We start from the raw sequence: 18716 nt of genomic DNA, 5'->3' as shown, positions 1-18716 counted from the left end.
TGGCCGGTACGGCGCCGAATGCCGGATCTCGTCACGCTCGACAAGGCCACCAGGAAGAAGGTGGCCACAGCCGTCAAACTGCTGCGGGCGCGCAAGGACGCGTACGGTGACCAGTTCCTGAAGATCACGCGGGAGCACCTGCCCGGCTACCGGGATTTGCCGGACGACGAAATCCGGGCGACCGCGCAGCGCTTCATGGACACCCTGGTCGCCGAACTGTCCGACCTGCGCGTCCCCGATGAGGCCCTGCGCGGGCTGGTCCAGGCGGTTGCCGCGCGCAGCGCGGTTCGCGGGATCCCGCCGGACGTGCTGGCCACCGGCTACCAGTTGGGGTCACGTGCGATGCTGGGCGTGCTGGACGAGGTGGGCGTTGAGGTCGGCCTGCCGCCGGATCTGGTTCTGGCGATCCACGACAACACCTGGGAATTCTCCAACGAGGCGTCCGCAGTGTTCGCGCGGGTGCACCACGACCTCGCGCTCGAACGGGCACGCTTCGACGCCGAACGCCGCTCCACGTACGCCGGTGGGGTGCTGCGCGGCACGTTCACCGCCGAGCAGGTCAACCGCGATGCCCACCTGTTCGGCTTCGATCCGCGCGTACGCCACGTGCCGCTCGCGGCGCGGGCCGCGTCGACCGGCGACGCCGACACGATCCGCCGCGCGATCGCGTCCGCGCTGCATATACCCGCGGACCGGTTACTCTTTGCCGAGGTCGGCGCCACTCTCGGCTTCATCGCCCCGCAGGTGCCCGACCATCTCACCGGCCACCTCGTGGCGGCCGGCCCGGCGGTCCCGCTGGATCAACTTCATGCGGCGTTCGCCGAGGCGGTGCTGGCTTTGGATACCGCCGAACGGTTCGGCCAATCCGGCGTCGTACGGCTGGCGGACCTCGGGCCACGGCCCCTGGTGCTGGCCGGTGCGCAGATCGCGGCTGGCCTCGTTGCGCGTCACCTGGACGCCCTCGATCACTCCGGCCGGGCGAACAAGGACATCGCCGAGACCACAAGGGTCTTCCTGAACTGCGATCAGCAGGTCCGCGACACCGCCCAGCGGCTCGCCGTGCACCAGAACACGGTGCGCTACCGGGTGCGCCGCTTCACTGAACTCACCGGCCTCGACCTGCGCCGCACCGAGGATCTGGTCACGGCGTGGTGGCTGCTGCATCGTCGTCAGTTACGAGACATCCCTTAGGCCTGCAGAGCCGATGCGACGTTGGAGGACATGGGAGTGGTGGGTCGACCCAAGAGGGTGGACAAGTCGCTCGTGATGTAGTCCAAGGTGCCTTGAGAGATCGCGACATCAGCGTCGACGATGAGCTCTACGACGGGTTCGGGCATTCCTGCCTGCTGCAGGACCTGTCGGTACTGCTCGGCTGGAAGGTTGGCGTAGGTGAGCGGTGTGCCCGACTGCGCTGCTGCCTCGGCTGCGAGTTCGGAGAGGGTCCAGGCGGTATCGCCGGTGAGGTCATAGACCTTCCCGGCCTGATCGTCGCGGGTCAAGATGATGGCTGCGGCTTCGGCAAGGTCCGCTCGGCTTGCCGCGGCCATCCGGCCATTGCCCGCGCTGCCGACGAGGGTGCCGCTACTGACGGCATTGCGCAGTGCGGCCGTGTGATTCTCGGCGTACCAGCCGTTCCGCAGGATGACAGCGGGCAGTCCGGATGCGGCGATGGCCTGCTCGGTGACCCGGTGGACGGGTGCCAATCCCATGGTGTTGGTGGGGGCGTGAGTCACTGATGTGTAGGCGAGGATGCCTACTCCGGACTCGATTACCGCGTCGATCACCGCCTGGTGCTGCCGAATACGCGTGGCGTCTGGACCTGTGGGAGCGGACACCAGCAGAACCTTGTCAGCGCCCGCGAAGGCCGGTCGCAGGGTCTCGGGCTGGTCGTAGTCCGCGAATCGGACATCAACTCCCAAGGTGGCCAACTCTGCTGCCTTGGCGGATTCTAGGTCGACGGCAACAATCTGACCGGCGGGTACTCCCTGCAGGAGTAGGTGGTTGATGACCTGGTGTCCGAGCTGACCTGCGGCTCCGGTGACAGCAATCATGATTGGGTTCCTTCTGGTAGTGGGATGCACACATGGCAACCAGGTTTGATCCGCTCTCGCCGAACCAGTTGGTGCAGTCGGAAGCGATGACGTTGCTCTTCAGACTGTGTCCAGCACGGACCTGCTGAGCGCCTCACCCGCTGGGTTTCCGCCAAGGAGTGCGGGCCCCGACTTGGATCTCGGCCCTCGGAGACCGGCAGTTCGACCTGGCGGTCATGCTCCACGAACGTAGGGCGCTCGTTCGGCTGGGGCCAGGGGCGGAACATCCTGTGAGCAGGAGTACCAGTCACTTCCATCCGTCGACTGCAACAATGGAATTGATGAGTGCACCAGGAGAGCTGGCAGAGATTCTGCGGGTGTGGCGGGAACGTCTCTCACCGCAGATGGCAGGTATGTCGGCGACCGCCTCCCGGCGGACCAAAGGTCTGCGCCGCGAAGAGCTCGCCGTGCTGGCGTCTGTGTCCGCCGACTACATCGTGCGCCTGGAGCAGGGACGCTCCTCCGCACCTTCAGTGCAGGTGTGTGTCTCGATCGCCCGGGCGTTGCAGCTCAGCGACACCGAACAGGAACACCTGTTCCGTCTTGCCGGGCACGCCACCGGCGGTGGACGAATTAGTCAGATAGTGCCCGCGAGTATTCGCCGACTGGTGGAGCGCGCCAGCGAACGCCCCATGGCCGTCTTCGACGCGATGTGGAACCTCCTGCTCTGGAATCCCGTATGGGCGGCGTTGCCAGGTGACCCCTCCCCGGTGCGCGAAGCTGACCGCAACCTGTTGTGGCTGCACTTCACCGGCCCTTCCGACTGCCACCTGCACGGCCCCGAGAGCGCCGAAACCCTCGACGCCTCCCTGGTCGCCGACCTGCGCCGCAGTGCGGGGCGTTACCCCGACGATCCCCAGCTACAACAGCTCGTCGCACGGCTGAACGAGACAAGCACGCAGTTTCGTGAACTCTGGCTGCGTCATGAGATCGACGAACACGGCCCGACCATCAGAAGGGTTGTTCATTCGGAGGTCGGGACCCTTGACCTGGATTGCGACATTCTCAGCACCCAGCGCCATGACCTCCGGATCATGATATACACCGCCGAACCTGGCAGCGAGTCCGAGAGTAAACTCGCGCTACTGGGAACCATCGGCACTCAGCCGGCGCCGGGCTCGTCGGAACTCTCGGGTAGCTGAGTCCTGATCCACCGGTGCTGACCGCTGTGGTTCACATGGCGTAGGACGAGAATGCCGCTCCTGAACCGGGAGGATGTAGATTGCGACGGCAACGTCCCATTGCCCAGACGGGATACCTCGCTTACCGGCGTCTGTGCAGCTCATCGCCAACTTGTGGCAATCAATGACAGGCGCGCAATGACTACGGTTCGTAACAAGGGGCTTTGACAAGTAATGACAAGTCCTGAATGAGGATCCACAAGAGGTTCTCGTGGGTTCAAATCGCCTCGGTCCGCTGAGCTGTCTGGTTAGACAGCTGCGAGGGTGAGTAGCCGATCCATTTCGGCCACAGGCAGCGTCGCTGCAGCGCTCGCTTGCGCCACCCACTCGCTACACCGAGTTGGCCGGACTTCTGCCGATCAGACGATTTTTTGAGATGCTGCGGTGAGCGCATGAAACGCCGAACGGCGGCCCGCTGAATCAGTCGGGCCGCCGTTCGCAGAGCATGGATCAAAGCGGGCGGATGTTCTCCGCCTGCGGGCCCTTCTGGCCTTGGGTGATGTCGAACTCCACCTTCTGATTCTCGTCGAGGCTGCGGAAGCCGCTCGCCGAGATCGCGGAGAAGTGGGCGAAGACGTCGGCACCGCCGTCGTCCGGGCTGATGAAGCCGAAGCCCTTGTCGGCATTGAACCACTTCACGGTACCTGTAGTCATGTCTGCTCCTCGCAGGCTGTTAGAGACCGCACTGTGCGGACCCATACGCCGCCGCGTTGATCACCTGCGTCGAAACGACACAAAAAACGAAAAGCGCCTGGATGGGTTCAGATACCCCATCAGGCGCTGGAAAACGTCTACGGAAATCAAAACTGCAACTTGGCTACCGTAGCACATGATTCGTCGTCGATCCCATGGAGGCGGGTGGACCTGGTCACCTGCCTGCTTTCATCGATGCCGTCCTGGCCACAACCGTGAAGCGAACGTCGATCAGGCCGTCGCCGCCGCGACCACCCCTGCGGCCGGCTCGTGCTCGCCGTGGCCGCCTCGCACGCTGCGCGCACCAGTCAGATCCGCGCGTTGCGCCTTGATGACGTCGACCTCGGCAACCGGCGCATCGTCGTCGCCGGCTGGGTCCGGCCACTGGACGACCTCACCCACCAACTCCTGCGCCAAGGGCTGGATCACCGCAACCGCCGCTGGCCAGGCACCGCGAATCCATACCACCTGATCAACCAGCAGAGGGGCTAGGGTCTGTGGCGGTTACTTCGGAGCCCTACCTTCTTATCGCCCGTAGTCCGGTTGCCCTATAGGTGGGATTGAGGCTATAGGTGCCGACCTCGACCTGGAGAAGTTGATAATTCCCTTGATGCCAGGTCGTCATATGGTGACAATCCATCTAGTTGATTGGCGTGCGGAGCCGGGCTCAACGACGCCTGATGGCAAGCCCGGTGAAAATGCTCTCCCTGATTTCATTGTCGAAATCCGTCCTGATTCCAAGAGTGCGGTCTTCAGAACGAACGTGGAGACTTTTGATCGGCCCGAGTAGTGGGGATTGCGAGCCGGACCGATCCTTGTTGCGCCTGTGGACGCGGCAACATTTCAACGACGATTGGGCCGGAGAGGCGGATTGGCCCTCTCCGGCACGATGTTGCGGTTTCTTACGTAGCGAGACTTGGCCCGCGGCCATGTGCCAGTAGCTGACCCACGCGGCGATTCCGGCGCTGGCAGCCACGCGAACCTTGTATGCAGCTGCGCCCGGCGCTGCGGCGGCACCTGGCCGATGATCGGCGGGCAGCAGGCGATCAGTCTTCCCGGTAGGCGGGCAGCCCGAGCGCGGCGCGGACCCTGCCGGCCTCCTTGGCTCCGCTGTGCGCCGCTGCTGCGCGGATCTCTCGCCTCGCCGCCTCGCCGGCTCGCGGTAACGCGACGTCGTTCTCCTTGAGGAGTGCGCCCATCGATGCCCGGACCTCTTCCGGCCAGACCGTCTCGCGCAGCGCAACCGCGTGCGCCGCATTCGTCCGGGCCACATCGGCGGCCAGCGTACGGACCGTCCGCCTCGCCTTCCCGGCGTTGACCGCGTCCTCCAGCTCTTCCAACGCCGTGTTGTACGACGCCACGGTTGACAGGTAGCGGCTCTTCGCCTCAGCAGGCGTCAGCGCGGCCGGGGTGGTCGGCGCGGCGCTCTGCCAAACCGGGGCTGGAGCTTGCGGATCGACCTGTTCGCCTCCACCGCACCCGGCGAGCAGCACGATCAAGGTCAGGGACGCGCAGGTAGTTGCTGGCGCGGCGCAATCAACGGTGACGACGGCCAGCACGTCAAAGATGAAAAGAATCTCCCGACCTTCGGTGGCAATCTGAACCGTGAAGCGGGCGGTCAACGACGTGACGCCGCCACCACTCAGGAAGTTACGACCTCTTGTGCAAGAGAAGTGCGTCTTATCCGTGGGCGACGTGGTACGACTGCTTCACTGACAAGCCGACGAAGCGAGCGGGGCGGTGACGACGAATAGGGCGGCCAATCTGCTGCGCAGGCGTGAGAGTCCGCAGCGGCCGACGTTTCTGGAACTGTTCTTTGATCTCGTGTTCGTCTTCGCGCTCACCCGGGTCGTGCACGAGTTGGTGTTGGACTACACCAGGGATCACGTCGCGGAGAGGTTGACCACCTCCCTTGCGGAGAACGGCGAGACGCTGCTGCTGTTGCTGGCTGTCTGGTGGATCTGGACCCAGACCGCCTGGCTGACCAGCAGATTCGATCCGTTCCAGCCCCCAGTCCAGTTCGTTGTGCTTACGACGATGTATGGGAGCCTGCTCCTGGCGGTCGCGATTTCGGGGGCTCTCGCCGAGACCGGCCTGCTCTTCGCGAGCACGTACGTCGCGATACAGGTGGGCCGCAGCCTTTTCTTCGTGCTCATTGTGCGGGGTCACGATCTTCGCCGAGTCAACCTGCTGGCGCTCGTGTGGTTCAGTGCGTCTGCCGTGCCGTGGCTCGCCGGAGCCTTCGCGCCCGAGCTGACGCGGAACTCGCTATGGACGCTGGCCCTGGTGATCGATTACCTGGGGGGCAGGCTCGGCTGGCCGCTGCCTGGGCTGGGTCGCTCGCGGGTGTCCCCGTGGGCCGTCGCGGGCGAGCACCTGGCCGAACGTTACTGGCTGCTCGTCATCGTCGCGCTTGGTGAGACGATCCTGACCTCTGGGTCGAGTCTCTTACGCGGTCCGATCGTGGCTGAGCGAATATTGGCCCTCACCTTGTCGTTCCTTACCACGGTGTTGCTGTGGCGAATCTACTTCTACCGAGCCGGCCAGATTCTGGGAGAGGCCATTGCCTCATCCGCTGACCCCGGCCGGCTCGGACGGTTGGCTGAGTTCTCGCACCTGCTCATGGTGGCCGGTATCCTCGCCACCTCAGCCGGCTCCGAACTCGTCCTGATAGATCCACTCGGCGATGCCAAGCGCGCGTGGGTCGGGGCCATCGTCGGCGGGCCCGCGCTCTACCTCGCCGGACGCTCCTTCCTCGAGTATGCGGCCTTCGCCCGGGTGTCCTGGCCACGGCCGATCGGGATCCTTGTCCTCGCGGCCATGGCGCCGGTGATGGTCGGCCTACCGCCACTCGGGGTCGTCGCAGCAGCTGTCGCCGTCCTGTTCGCCGTCGCCATCTCGGACACGATCCGAGCTCACGGACGCCCTCTCGAGCAGGCCTCGCCACCACGCTGAGGCGTACCCGTCGCGTCGAGCACCCAGGTCGAGGACGCTCCTCGCTTGCTGAGGAGCCCCGGTGTTAATCCGCACGTGAGCGTCGACCGGGTCACCTGCTTCGGCGCGGCCACGTCAAGAACGCTGTCCGATTGCCCGAGGCGGTGGCGGCTACCGCCTGGGTCGGCTCGTGTAACCAGGATTGTGTCGGCCAGCGTGCTATAGATCGACGTAGAGCTTGCACGTCAAGGGACTGCAGCCCGCTGTAAGTCCGTCACCTGAGACACCGGTACGGGCAAGGTCGTGAGCAGGTCGCCCAGCAGGTACGACACCGGCTCTCCCGAGCCGGGAACCGGCAGATCAACCGGGTGCTGCACATCATGGCCACCGTCCAACTACGCAACCCCATCGAAGGACGCGCCTACTTCGACCGCAAGAAGGCCACGGGCAAGACATCAATGGAGGCGATGCGGGCGCTCAAACGAGGCCTGTCCGACATCGTCTACCGGTGCATGATCAGCGATGCGGTCGCCGTGGCGGCGGGCCCGGGAGGACAACGGGGAACGACTACTGACTCCAGCGTGACCGACTTGCATCCCCCAGCCGGATCTTCGGGAAGGTCACTTCCCGGACCCGCCGAAACCCAGGATAGAACTCTCCTCCCGGCGGTGTCGTGACACAGAGGGGAGCCAGATGAGGGCACTGGATCAAGCTCACGCTTTGTCCGGCACGCTATGTCCATGAGCGGCGAACCTTGGTGTCTATGGCAGACCTGCGGCGAGCCCTGTCGCGGTCGTTCGACGAGGTCGAGAGGCGGCGGGGGACTGTCGTTGATCTCGGTACCGACTGTTACTGGCCCTCGACATTTCGCGCCAGTATTACGGTCGCGTCGCCCTGGCTACGGTCGACGTGCCTGCTGGGACGGTGACGGTAAAGCAGGTCGCGCCAGCGAGTAAGGCTTCCCGACCGACGGTCCTGCCCGCTCCCGACAGGAAACGGGTGGCGATCAACGACTCCAATGGCCGGTACACCACGAGCCTCGACGGTGCTTCAGGCCCAGCCCGCCAGCCCCTCAGTGATCGGCAGAATCTCGGCGAAATCGTCCTTTGGGCCTGAAGCCACTCCTCGGAGATCATGACCCGGCTGGCCCGCGGCGTTGGCCGGCCTGGGCCTGCTGTCTCGGTTTGATCGATGGCGTCGCCCCGCTCGGACGTGCAGTTGTTGCGCGGGAAGCCTCAGTGCGGCGCCCTCCGGTAGGGAGGCGCCGGGTTACTACAACCCGGCGCCTCCATGTCGGCGGTGCAGCGAGGGTCAGTGGGGGAAGCGTCCTCCGGGTGGTGCCCTAGCGGAGCGTCTCAGCTCTTGTCAGCTGGAGAACGAGATCACTTCCCGACTTGCGATCCCGGGTAGAGGCGTCGCCTGGTGCCCGGCGCCGAGTTGCTCGTGGCCTTCGGGGCCTGGGTGGATCTCGGCGGTGGCGCGATGGCCGTCAACGGCCCCGGGATACCCAACTCCTCCACCACCACGACTCTCGCCGCCGGTATCTCTTCCTTGGTCTGGAAGTTGTTCGCGTCGCCGCTGCGGTCGTGACGCCACGCGTCGTTGCCGTTGACGTCGTTCTTCGGCATGTCGAAGGCGAGGACGAGCCCGCCCTCGTCGGCGACGTCGCGCAGGGTCGGCTCGCCGCGTTTCTTCCCCATGGCCCATTCGGTGTGCTGCCGGGCGTAGGACAGTGCCAGGTCGAAGTCGAGGGTGACGGTGTTCCAGCCCTGGTCCTTGCTCTCGCTGGCGACGTCGTGCTTCTCCCAGCGCTTGCAACCGATGTCGCTGCCGGCTTTGTCCGGCATCAGCCCCGTGACCTGGATGCCGTCACCGTAATAGTTGCCCCGGTTGGTGCCGTGGTAGAACCGGTAGACGTCCGCGGGCGGCGGATTCTGAGGCGGGTTGGCCAACCGCCACAGCCGTTGTTGCACGTCGTTGTGCCTCCGAAGCGCCTCCTCGTCGAGTGTGTTCACGCCGAGGTGCTCGGATGCCGTGGCCAACCGGTACAGGATCAGCTTGTCCGCGACGGCGACGAGCTCTGGCGTGGCGTACTTCGGGGACAGGACGATGGTGTTGGTGCCCGGCACGTATTCGCTGCCGACGGGCGTGTGGAGAAGCCCCACCGTCAGTGGCATGCCGTATCTGGTTTCGAGAGCTCTCACCACGTCGGCGACTACCTGCTCGGCCGCGAGCCAGTGCGCCAGACGCGCGGACAGTGTCTGATCCGGGAGCGGGACCGGTAGTTGCGCTCGTGCAAAGTCAGTGGCGGCGCCCCCGCGCGGGCGGGTCGGCTCGTCGGGATGGACGGGCACCGTGGGGGCACCGGATTGGACGGGCACCAGTGGGGGCCGAGAAGTCTGCTCGGTGGGTAGATGGTTCGGCTGCATTCCGTGACGTTACGCATAGCCAACGCCGCGAATAATCGAGTAGTCCTCAATCGGACCCGGGGATGCCTTCAGCTCACGCCTTCACCGGTGCCACTGGCCGGCCGGACCGGCCTAACGGGTGGGTGCGGCACTGGTACTGCAACGGGCAGTTGGCCAGCGTAGCCGTGTCGTCGGTAGTGGCAGGTTCGGCCTGGCGTTGGCGTCTTCTGCGCCAGTGGGACCAGGCCCAGACGCGCTCGGGTGGGTGGGTTGATCGGACTACGAGTGCGGTGAGCAGCCTTCGGATCTCCGGTACGGCGTAGCCGATCATCATGTCGCCTCCGGGACTGGATCCCCATTGTAGTAAGGGATCGGGTCACGGACAGCCAGGCGTGGGCGGCCGTGGACAGGGTGATGTGGGCGTACCAGGCTCGCCAGTCGCGGACCTGGTACTCGTCGAGGCGGCTTCGTTCTTGGCCTGTTGGAAGCATTCTCGATCGCCCACCTTGGTGTCCGAAGCCGGGTACAACGTTGAGTGTCAGCGGAAGGACGTCAGCTAGGAGCGAGACATCCCCGAACTTGCCAGCTCGCGGATCATGTTGATCAGCTCTGCGGCGCGGGGACCACGTAGCCGTAACACTGTTTTGAGGTGTTCCTGGGCGTTGCGCCCGGCGAACTGGATGCTCGGCGCCCTCGCTGGCAGCACGATGCCAACGTAGGCGCGCCGCTCATCCGTGGTTTCCACCAGCGTGCCGTCGGGATCCGCACCCCACGAGTGCTGCCGCCAGAGCTCGTCGTCCGCCGCCGAACAGATCGACATCATCCTCGCCCGCGCCACCGAACGGCAGGAACCCGGCACCTCCCCTGGAAGCGGTGATGGACCAACTGGTCGCGCCGATCATGTACCGCATCCTGTTCCGCCCCGACGGCCTCGGCGAAGCGCACCTGCGCACCCTGATCGACCGGGTGGCCACCGCCGGCGGTCAAGAGGGGTGAAGTGAGGTTGGAGTACGGAAACGGCTCAGGTAGTCGCGAGCACGGGGGATCGGGTCCCGCCAGTACTGGTGTGGCAGACGGGAGTAGTGCCTCGCGCAGAAGTCGGCGAGACTCTCTACTATCTTGACGCTCTCCAGCGGGCGGCCCTCGAAGGCAGTGTTGACCGCGAGCAACTCCTGCTCGGGGTTCCAGCCGGAATGGTCGAACGCCCAGCCGTCCCAGAGGGCATAGACGTGGAAGACCTGCCAGCCACCTGCCAGGCGTACTCCCGCGATCGTGATCGGTTGATCGGGGTAGGAGTCCCGGCACACCCAGGCCAGGATGTGACATGCTCCGGCGGCGAAAAAAGCCTGGTCCGTCCGCTCCCAGGCGATGCGTTGATCCGATCGCTCAATTGCCGTCCGACGAAACGCACCCGCTGCCTGGGCCACCACCCCCGAGACGTTAGCTGATCGGCCGACCCGTCGCGCATGCCGAGGCGTCCACTGCCAGTGGCAGCCGCCGAAGACAGCGCATCCGCCTACCGGATGTAGGGTCCAGAGGTGCTGCGGCGATGGACCTTGACGATCCTGATGGCGGCATGTGGCGTGCTGGTGGCGGTGTCGCAACTAGCCGACGGCCTGCCCATCGTAGGCGGCGCCGAACTGCTGATCTTCTTGGCGCTGGCGTTGCTGCTGTCGCCGTGGGCCTTCCCCCGCTCCGTGGACGCCGCCGAAGCACAGCGGGCCAGCGCGGCGGACGAACGACCGATCGTGTACTGGCGCCCCGGCTGTCGCTACTGTCTCCAGCTCCGGTTCTCCCTCGGCCGGCTCGCCGGGCGTGCGCACTGGGTGGACATCTGGCGCGATCCGGCGGGAGCTGCCGTCGTCCGGGCGGTGGCCGGCGGCAACGAGACCGTGCCCACCGTAGTGCTTGGCGGCCGGGCCGTTGTGAACCCCGACCGAGCCTGGCTCCGCGAGCAGCTCCGCCCGTCCTGAGAACGCCCGTTTTCCGGTGGGGTTGACGGATGGCATCGCCGCCGTTCACGTCGTTGTCGCTGGTGGCTCGGCGGGAAGGTACTCGGTGGCGAGCGCGGAGATGTCCTGGAAGAGCTGCCGCATCGCCAGCACGGCGCCGCTCGGGATGTCTCCGAAGTCGAGGACGACCGTGCGGGTGGGCGTCGTGACAGAGACCCCGTCCGCCTGCCAGGCGTGGCCGGTCGGGGTGCCGCGCGGCACCCTGCCCGGTCCGAAGGTGCGCCGGGATGCCTACTCGTCACGAGCGACATGGCCGGGATCTGGCGGGCTCTTCGACTCGGCGTGCTAATCAACGGAGAGGGTGTCCGTGCCCGCGGCTTCGATAGCCGTGACCAGGCCACACCGTGGAGCGCAATCCAGTCGGGAGACTGCGTGCAGATCGACGTACGGAGAGGCTTGCCGCTCTACGCTCCCGTCCTCCGTCTCGGTGACGACGCCATGCCTCTCTCGGCGCTCGGCTCGTACTCACGGCAGGACGCCGAGCGCGTAATCGAACAGCTGCGGAGCCTCAAGGCCAGCGCCACACCATCCTGAACGGGATGCAGAGGCGGGCGCCCGCTCAGCGCCACATGGGTGCGCCTGGTCCTATCGTTAAAGCTCGATCCAATAACGCCGAGCGGGGCCGATCCTGGTGTCCCGGATGCACTCGAACACGCCGCCGCACCGCTCGATCGCTTTCACCGAGGCGACATTGTCGACCGCGCAGACGGCCAACAGCCGATCCAGGCCGAGCACTCGGGCCTCGTCGAGCATCCGGCCCATCGCCCAGGTGGCCAGCCCGCGCCGACGTGCGGACGGTCGGATGCCGTAACCGAGGTGGCCGACCCACCGCACGTGGTCACTACTACCGTGCCGCAGTGCGATTCCACCGAGCACGTGATCGCCCTCGACGATCCATCGATACGTGCAACGGTGTTCCGCCAGCTGCGCCACCCAGGCCGCGAACCCGGCCGGCGAATCCACCTCGTCGGACGGGCCCAGCCCGAAACCGTCCTCATGCAACCCCGGGCCCCACTCTGCATGAGCCTCGCGCCAGGCACCGTGCAGGCGGGCAGCAGGTGCGATCAACTCGGGCATGCGACGACGATACCCGCCAGCACAGGCGTGGACATCAAGGCGAAAACCCCGCGAGCACTGCGCTCTCCTCGGCTATGAGCGCGCATCGCGCCGGGTCGTGCAGGCGCGTCCGGCTGAGAGGGCTCGTGCGCAAAGACGGATCCCGAAGGCCTGGCTCGGGACCCATCAAGGTGGGCTGATCTTCAGCTCAGCGGGATGGCGCCGATAAGGCGTATCCCACGTCGGGCATCGGTCCGTGGCGGTCCACCGGCACGAACCCCTTGCCCGGGGGTAGGTGAGTCGCGACGGGCAGGCGCACGCTGTTTCCTGGTGACGGCACGTCCCCGATGGTGGGGGAGTGGGGCGCGGTGGGACCCAGCGCTGCCACGTCGGTCGGCCCCCCGTTTGCCCCCCGAAAACCCCGTCTGCCGTTGACAATCAGTGACAAGAACGGACCAGCGGCTGAATGTGTCTGTGTAGCTCAATGCCTATTATTGACAATCAACGACAGCTCGATTTGGTTACGGATGGTAACAAGGGGTCGTCGGTTCGAATCCGGCCGTCCCGACGCAGGTCAGAGGCCATTCGGAATCTCCCGGGTGGCCATTTCTGATCTTGTACAGCAGCGAAGTACAGCAACGGCTCATTGATCAAGGCGGCCCGCTTCGCAGGCCGCTCGCGCCGCCGAACCTGGGCCGGGCCGATGGTCCGCCGCCGCGCCTCTGGCCTTCGGCCGTCAGCGCGTTGTCGGTGATGACCTGGTCGATGTTGCGGGAGCGGCCGGCTCGGCGCAGCGCGGCGGCGATGCGGGCTTTGGACAGCGTGAGCGCTGCGGCAGGAGTCGGGGCGATTTCGAACAGGGCTCGGGCCAGCGGGGTAGCCAGGTTCCCGCTGCGGTTGGCGGCCGCTTCGATGACCAGTCGCGCCCATCAGCATGCCGCTGGCGCCCGTAAGGACGGCCACCTGCAGAAAGAGCCACCCGGCGGGGTGCACGACGAACCCGCCGATCACGCCCTCGGACGATCTCGCGGCGGGCTGACCACCAAAACCCATCTGGCCTGCGAGCAAGGACAGAAGGTTCTCTCGATGGTCGTGACCGCCGGCCATCGGGGTGACAGCCCGCAGTTCATCCCGGTCCTACGCCGTATCCGGGTGACCCGCCTTGGCGTGGGCCGACCCCGGACCTGCCCCGATCTGGTCCTGGCCGACAAGGCCTACACCAGCCGCGGCAACCGCCGTTACCTGCGCTCACGCGGAATCAAGGCGTGCATCCCGAGCAAGAAGGACCAAGACGCCCACCGCAAGGCCAGAGGCTCCCGCGGTGGTCGCCCACCCGCGTTCGACAAGGACCTCTACCGGAAGCGTCACGCCGTCGAGAACGGCATCGCCCGGCTCAAACGCCATCGCGGCGTCGCCACCCGCTACGACAAATTGGCCGTCCGATTCCAAGCCGTCCTGACCATCGTCATCATCTGCGAGTGGCTTTGACCCGCTTATGAAACACGCCTTAGTCGTGGTGGTTCAGTAGGTGGGCGACGTCGGCGCGGACCGAGGGCAGCTTGGGATAGAAGGCGTTGCCGGGGCATTCGGTCGCTGCCCAGTCCCGGTGTCCCGGGATCGTCGGCACCTCGGCCTGCACGCCGTTGACGGGATTGACGAAGGTGACTCGTGCGCGGGGGTCCAGCAACTGCACTGCGCAGAACGCGGCGAGCACCTGGGTCAGCGCGCGTCGGGCCGCCCGCGTCGGCTGCCGCTCGGTGAAATTGCCCAGCAGAGCGATGCCGATGTTGCCGCTGTTCATTCCGCCGACGTGGGCGGCGCTGATCATCAGCGGGCGGCCGTCGGTGCCGATCGGCCCGAAGACCGGTTGGCGGTCGTCGCCGGACCAGCGGCCCTCGTAGACTGTGCCGGCCTCGTCGATGAGCAGGTGGTAGCCGAGGTCGCCGTAGCGGACCAGGGTGTCGTACTCGTAGAGGGCACGCACGAAGGCGGCCGGGTCCGGGTCGTCGTTTGCGTCGGCGGTGTGGTGCACCGTCACGGTCTGCACCGGGTAGAACTGCTCCGGACCCCACAGCGGCGTGCCGTCCTCGGTGAACCGGAGCGACTCGTCGGCGCCCCAGGCTGCCCGGCTCAGATAGCGGACCGGAACGATGTGCTCGCCCACGGGCATCCCGGTCCGGGGTTTGGCGCGCCGACGTCGCCGGGGGCCGTCCACCGTGTTGAGTTCGACGACCTCGACTCCGGTGACCCCGTCAGCGTCGAGGTCGTAGCCGATCGCGGCTGGCGCGGCGAGCAGCGCCGAGCGCGCACCGGAGGGTGCACCGTCGCGGCCCCCCTGGCAGCCGTGCACCGGCTGCCAGGAAGCCCAGCCCGACTCCGACCGGAAGCGGATGCCGGGTTGGCCCGTACCGGTCCAGCGGATCCCGAGATGACTCAGCGGGAACGCGGTGCGGTCCACCCGGGCGCTCCCGCCCGCGAGCGCCCCACGCCGGGTGAGGGTGCGGGGTACGGTCGGCTCGGCGGCCGACGCGTGACCTCCGAACAGACCGGCCAAGGGGACCGCCGAGGCGGCGGTCAGGCCGGTGGTGAGGATGGCACGTCTGCTTGGCATTCTCGGTCTCCTCGGAATGGAGGGGGTTCCGCCCCGGCTCCGGAACACCGCCGATGGTCGACTGAGCCGGGGGGCGGCGCGGCACCAGGCGAAAGGGGTGGCACCAGGCGGAAGGGTGGCCGGCCGGGTCGGCGTAGACCGTACCATCCACAATCGACGAATAGGACCCGACGTCGAAATCGGTGGCTGACCTGCTCGAAGACCTGACCGTGACCCGGTCACACTCCCGGCCGAAGGTGTCCAACGACAACCCGTACAGCGAAGCCTGGTTCAAGACGTTGAAGTACGCGCCGGTCTTCCCGGACCGGTTCGCGTCCCTGGCCCAGGCCCGGGCGTTCATGGCCGACTTCGTGACCTGGTACAACAACTGCCACCGACACCCGATGGCGCGTGACCATACGGTTCTGGCACCCTGCCGAACATGCCCGACACCACCTCCTCGCCACGCAGCCTGCCCGAGCTGCGGGCGCTCGGGCAGATCGAGGATCTTGGGCAAGGGCCGGTTGGCGCCGAAGTGTTCCGGGTGTGCTGCGCGGGCTGCGGCGAGGGTGTCCTCTCGGCCGGCGCGCACGGTGTGGTGGCGGCCGTGGTGGACCTCGGCGGGGGTGTGTAGGCCGATCCCGGAGTTTGCTCTGCCGGTCGCGGGTTTGCCGGCCGTCCTCCCCGGGGTTGAGCGGGCCGAGCGGCCTTCCTGCCCTTCGATTTGAGGCGGGCCGCCTCGGCCTTGCGACGCGCGAAGATTTTTGTTGCTGAGTCAAAAATTCGACGTTCATCTCTGGCATTGGAAGTGGTCGTGCGTTCATGATGTTGGCGGTACGGCTGCCCGGAGATCCGCCCACCCTGTCGGATGACGTGCTCGACAGGGCCGGTCCCCGGGCGCGTCGCTTTCGACAGGGAGGTAGTCATGACACCGACGGGACCACGCAGGCTCGCCCTGCTCCGGTCCGGCATCGTGGCCGCAGCAACCGTGCTGGCACTCGCCGCGAGCACCTTACCCACGATGGCCGCCCCAGCCGAAGGTGACATCCTCGCCGCGGGCGGCCCGACCGCCGTGGCCGGCTCCTACATCGTCGTGTTGCGGGACTCCGCCGTCAGAGCCACCGCCGTGGACACCACCGCCCGTGACCTCACCGCACAGCAGGGCGGCGGCGTCGGCCCGGTCTACCGGCACGCCCTGCGCGGCTTCGAGGCCCGACTCTCCGAGCGCGGCGCTCGCCGCCTCGCCGCCCATCCGGCCGTCGCCTCCGTGACGCAGAACCACACGATGTCCGTGGCAGGCGTGCAGAGCCCGACACCGTCCTGGGGCCTGGACCGGATCGACCAGCGCGCGTTGCCGCTGGACAACTCGTTCACCTATCCTCGCGTGTCACCGGGTGTGCGGGCGTACATCATCGACTCCGGGATCAATCTGACCCACACCGAGTTCGCCGGGCGGGCGGTGTCCGGCTGGGACTTCATCGACAACGACGCCGACGCCACTGACTGTCAGGGGCACGGTACCCACGTCGCCGGCACGGTCGGCGGCACCACCTACGGGGTGGCCAAGAACGTCCAACTGGTGGCCGTACGCGTCTTCAACTGCGACGGCCGCGGCACCACCTCGAATGTTCTTGCCGGGGTCGACTGGGTGACCGGTGATCATGACCCCGGGCAGTTGGCCGTGGCCAACATGAGCCTCGGCGGCCCGCCGTACGCGCCCATGGTCGACGCCGTGCGGCGGTCGATCGCAGACGGCGTCAGCTACGTGGTGGCCGCGGGCAACGAGAGCGGCGCCGACGCGTGTTCCTACACCCCGGCCTCCGTCCCGGAGGCGATCACCGTCGCCGCCACCGACGCCACCGACGCCCGCGCGACGTTTTCCAACATCGGTACGTGCGTGGACCTGTTCGCGCCGGGCGTCGACATCACCTCGGCCTACATCGGCAGCAACACCGCAACCCGTACCGCCTCCGGAACCTCGATGGCCACCCCGCACGTCACCGGGGCGGCGGCGTTGATCCTGGCCGACAACCCCACCTACACCCCGGCGCAGGTGACCCAGGCACTGCTGGCCGACACCACCCCCGGCGTGGTGACCAATCCGGGCGTCGGCTCGCCGAACCGGCTGCTCCATGTCAGCGCCACCACCCCGGCCAACGACTTCGCACTGACCGCTACCCCCGCCAGCGGCACCGTCACTGTCGGCGGCACCATCTCCACCACCATCACCGCGACCGTCACAAACGGCGCGGCCCAACCGGTCTCCCTGGTGGCCCGCGGCCTACCCGACGGCGCCACCGCCACGTTCCAGCCCGCGAGCGTCTCCTCCAATGGCAGCACCACCCTCACCATCAACACAGCGTCGACAACCATGGCCGGCGACTACACCATCACGGTGATCGGCACCGGGACGGGTGCGACCCGCGCGACGGCATTCCAGCTACACCTCAACGACCCGGCCGGCTGCGTCGGCTCGAACGGCACCGACACGCCGATCACCCAGGGCGATAGCCCTCTGGTCCCCATCACGATCACCGACTGTCCCGGCGCCGCCGCTCGCAACAGCACCATCGAGCTGCACATCGACCATTCCGGCATCGGTGACCTCGACATACGGCTGCTCTCACCCGACGGCACCTGGTATTACCTGCTGGACCGCGCCGGCGGCGACAGCGACGACATCGACTACACCTTCACCCACGACCTGTCGTCCGAGACCGCGAACGGCACCTGGATGCTGTGGCTCAACGACCTCCTGCACTCCGGCACCGGGTTCCTCGACTCGTGGCGGATCAACCTCGCGGGCGCCGACCTGCCGGCACCAGCATGCGGTGGCCGCACCACCACCAACCTACGGATACCGGCCGCCGGCACTGTCGAATCGTCAATCAGCGTGGCCGAATGCGGCCGGGCGCCGTCGACCAAGAGCTACATCGAGCCCAACATCCGTCACCAGTACGGCCGAGACCTCCGAGTCTCCCTCGTCGCGCCGGACGGGCAGGCAATCCTGCTCAAGGATGCCTACGTGGGGTCGTACCGGGCTAACGTCCGCGAAACCTTCATCACCGATCTGTCAAGCAAGCCCACAGCCGGCACCTGGAAACTGCGGGTCGAGAACGTCGCCGACTATGAGGGCGTGTTCGAAGGCTGGAAGCTGACCCTAGACGGCGGCACCACACCAACCCCCACTACGCCGCCTCCGACGACGCCTCCCCCCACCACGCCACCGCCCACCACGCCGCCTCCGACGACGCCACCGCCCACCACGCCTCCCCCCACCACGCCTCCGCCCACGACGCCACCGCCCACGACGCCACCGCCCACCACCCCGCCGCCCACCACCCCGCCCCCCGGTGGGAGCCCCGCCTGCACCGCCGTCTACTCCGTGCAGGACCAGTGGAACGGTGGGTTCGTCGTCAACGTCAACGTCACGGCAGGAGCCACCCCGCTCACCGGCTGGCGGGTCACCCTCAACCTGCCGGGCGGCGCCTCGGTCACCTCGCTCTGGAACGGTGTCAACAGCGGCACCAGCGGGACCATCACCGTCGCGAACCAGAGCTACAACGGACGGCTGGCCGCAGGCCAGACCACCAATTTCGGATTCCAGAGCACCGGAAACGGCAACGGCGCCACCCTCACCTGCACCGGAAGCTTGAACTAAGAGCGACCGGCAATAGGTAGGGCGGCTGGACGGAAGGGACCCCGAGGTAGCAAGCAGGCACGGGTCCATTGATCATCGGAGTTCTCTACGC

At 66.9% G+C, this 18716-nt stretch carries 16 protein-coding genes and 3 pseudogenes; 7 read left to right on the top strand and 12 right to left on the bottom strand.

The genetic code is table 11. The features are described from left to right. The first annotated feature begins 18 nt into the window (after positions 1 to 18). Positions 19 to 1191, top strand: coding sequence for a helix-turn-helix domain-containing protein (locus ABZ808_RS08525; protein ID WP_357002608.1), 1173 nt, complete (start codon positions 19 to 21; stop codon positions 1189 to 1191). Here ABZ808_RS08525 and ABZ808_RS08520 read toward each other — a convergent pair. Continuing rightward, positions 1188 to 2051, bottom strand: a complete 864-nt coding sequence (locus ABZ808_RS08520; protein WP_357002606.1) for an SDR family oxidoreductase — start codon at positions 2049 to 2051, stop codon at positions 1188 to 1190. The two genes, ABZ808_RS08525 and ABZ808_RS08520, sit on opposite strands and share 4 nt — an antisense overlap. A 311-nt stretch (positions 2052 to 2362) precedes the next feature. Between ABZ808_RS08520 and ABZ808_RS08515 the strand changes: the two genes are divergently transcribed. After that, positions 2363 to 3232 carry a helix-turn-helix transcriptional regulator gene (locus tag ABZ808_RS08515; protein ID WP_357002604.1) on the top strand — a complete coding sequence of 290 codons (870 nt, stop codon included), beginning with the start codon at positions 2363 to 2365 and terminating at the stop codon, positions 3230 to 3232. A gap of 489 nt (positions 3233 to 3721) precedes the next feature. Here ABZ808_RS08515 and ABZ808_RS08510 read toward each other — a convergent pair whose 3' ends face one another. From ABZ808_RS08510 to ABZ808_RS08500, 3 genes are all read right to left on the bottom strand, one after another. Continuing rightward, the gene (locus tag ABZ808_RS08510; protein ID WP_013283833.1) at positions 3722 to 3925 is read right to left on the bottom strand and encodes a cold-shock protein; all 204 of its coding nucleotides are present in this window, start codon (positions 3923 to 3925) and stop codon (positions 3722 to 3724) included. Between the two features lie 270 nt (positions 3926 to 4195). Next, positions 4196 to 4393, bottom strand: a complete 198-nt coding sequence (locus ABZ808_RS08505) for a hypothetical protein (RefSeq protein WP_357002602.1) — start codon at positions 4391 to 4393, stop codon at positions 4196 to 4198. 617 nt (positions 4394 to 5010) lie between these two features. Then, positions 5011 to 5586 carry a hypothetical protein gene (locus ABZ808_RS08500; protein ID WP_357002600.1) on the bottom strand — a complete coding sequence of 192 codons (576 nt, stop codon included), beginning with the start codon at positions 5584 to 5586 and terminating at the stop codon, positions 5011 to 5013. Positions 5587 to 5704: 118 nt separating this feature from the next. Between ABZ808_RS08500 and ABZ808_RS08495 the strand changes: the two genes are divergently transcribed. Further along, on the top strand, positions 5705 to 6919 hold the full coding sequence (locus ABZ808_RS08495) for a low temperature requirement protein A (protein ID WP_357002598.1): 1215 nt from the start codon (positions 5705 to 5707) through the stop codon (positions 6917 to 6919). A 1361-nt stretch (positions 6920 to 8280) separates the two neighbouring features. Here ABZ808_RS08495 and ABZ808_RS08490 read toward each other — a convergent pair. From ABZ808_RS08490 to ABZ808_RS08475, 4 genes and pseudogenes are all read right to left on the bottom strand, one after another. Continuing rightward, positions 8281 to 9327 carry a hypothetical protein gene (locus tag ABZ808_RS08490; protein WP_357002597.1) on the bottom strand — a complete coding sequence of 349 codons (1047 nt, stop codon included), beginning with the start codon at positions 9325 to 9327 and terminating at the stop codon, positions 8281 to 8283. A 309-nt stretch (positions 9328 to 9636) separates the two neighbouring features. Further along, positions 9637 to 9799 (bottom strand): annotated as a pseudogene (locus ABZ808_RS08485) (IS701 family transposase); the annotation flags it as partial. A 63-nt stretch (positions 9800 to 9862) separates the two neighbouring features. Then, positions 9863 to 10126, bottom strand: coding sequence for a hypothetical protein (locus ABZ808_RS08480; protein ID WP_357002595.1), 264 nt, complete (start codon positions 10124 to 10126; stop codon positions 9863 to 9865). Between the two features lie 163 nt (positions 10127 to 10289). Then, positions 10290 to 10613, bottom strand: a complete 324-nt coding sequence (locus ABZ808_RS08475; RefSeq protein ID WP_357002593.1) for a hypothetical protein — start codon at positions 10611 to 10613, stop codon at positions 10290 to 10292. A gap of 231 nt (positions 10614 to 10844) precedes the next feature. Between ABZ808_RS08475 and ABZ808_RS08470 the strand changes: the two genes are divergently transcribed. Beyond that, entirely contained in the window at positions 10845 to 11279 is a 435-nt protein-coding gene (locus tag ABZ808_RS08470; RefSeq protein WP_357002591.1) for a glutaredoxin domain-containing protein, read from the top strand. A gap of 45 nt (positions 11280 to 11324) precedes the next feature. Here ABZ808_RS08470 and ABZ808_RS08465 read toward each other — a convergent pair whose 3' ends face one another. Continuing rightward, positions 11325 to 11519, bottom strand: a complete 195-nt coding sequence (locus ABZ808_RS08465; protein ID WP_357002589.1) for a hypothetical protein — start codon at positions 11517 to 11519, stop codon at positions 11325 to 11327. Positions 11520 to 11909: 390 nt separating this feature from the next. Further along, positions 11910 to 12395, bottom strand: a complete 486-nt coding sequence (locus tag ABZ808_RS08460) for a GNAT family N-acetyltransferase (RefSeq protein ID WP_357002587.1) — start codon at positions 12393 to 12395, stop codon at positions 11910 to 11912. A gap of 732 nt (positions 12396 to 13127) precedes the next feature. On the opposite strand from ABZ808_RS08460, the gene ABZ808_RS08455 reads away from it, so the two are divergent. Then, a complete protein-coding gene (locus tag ABZ808_RS08455) occupies positions 13128 to 13862 on the top strand; it encodes an IS5 family transposase (protein ID WP_357002832.1) in 735 nt (244 codons plus the stop codon). A 19-nt stretch (positions 13863 to 13881) separates the two neighbouring features. Here the strand turns inward: ABZ808_RS08455 and ABZ808_RS08450 are convergent, their stop codons facing one another. Then, complete coding sequence (locus ABZ808_RS08450) at positions 13882 to 14985, bottom strand: peptidoglycan recognition family protein (RefSeq protein WP_357002585.1); 1104 nt, start codon at positions 14983 to 14985, stop codon at positions 13882 to 13884. Positions 14986 to 15155: 170 nt separating this feature from the next. Between ABZ808_RS08450 and ABZ808_RS08445 the strand changes: the two are divergent. After that, a pseudogene (locus ABZ808_RS08445) lies at positions 15156 to 15365 on the top strand (integrase core domain-containing protein); the annotation flags it as partial. Positions 15366 to 15454: 89 nt separating this feature from the next. Here ABZ808_RS08445 and ABZ808_RS08440 read toward each other — a convergent pair. Next, positions 15455 to 15613 (bottom strand): annotated as a pseudogene (locus tag ABZ808_RS08440) (IS3 family transposase); the annotation flags it as partial. A 276-nt stretch (positions 15614 to 15889) separates the two neighbouring features. Between ABZ808_RS08440 and ABZ808_RS08435 the strand changes: the two are divergent. Further along, positions 15890 to 18625 carry a S8 family serine peptidase gene (locus ABZ808_RS08435; protein WP_357002583.1) on the top strand — a complete coding sequence of 912 codons (2736 nt, stop codon included), beginning with the start codon at positions 15890 to 15892 and terminating at the stop codon, positions 18623 to 18625. Positions 18626 to 18716 lie beyond the last annotated feature (91 nt).

Origin of the sequence: Micromonospora sp. NPDC047527 (assembly GCF_040643015.1) — a bacterium.
Lineage (GTDB): Bacteria > Actinomycetota > Actinomycetes > Mycobacteriales > Micromonosporaceae > Micromonospora.
Note: the sequence above shows the minus strand (reverse complement) of the source record. Positions and strands in the feature narration are given on the sequence as shown.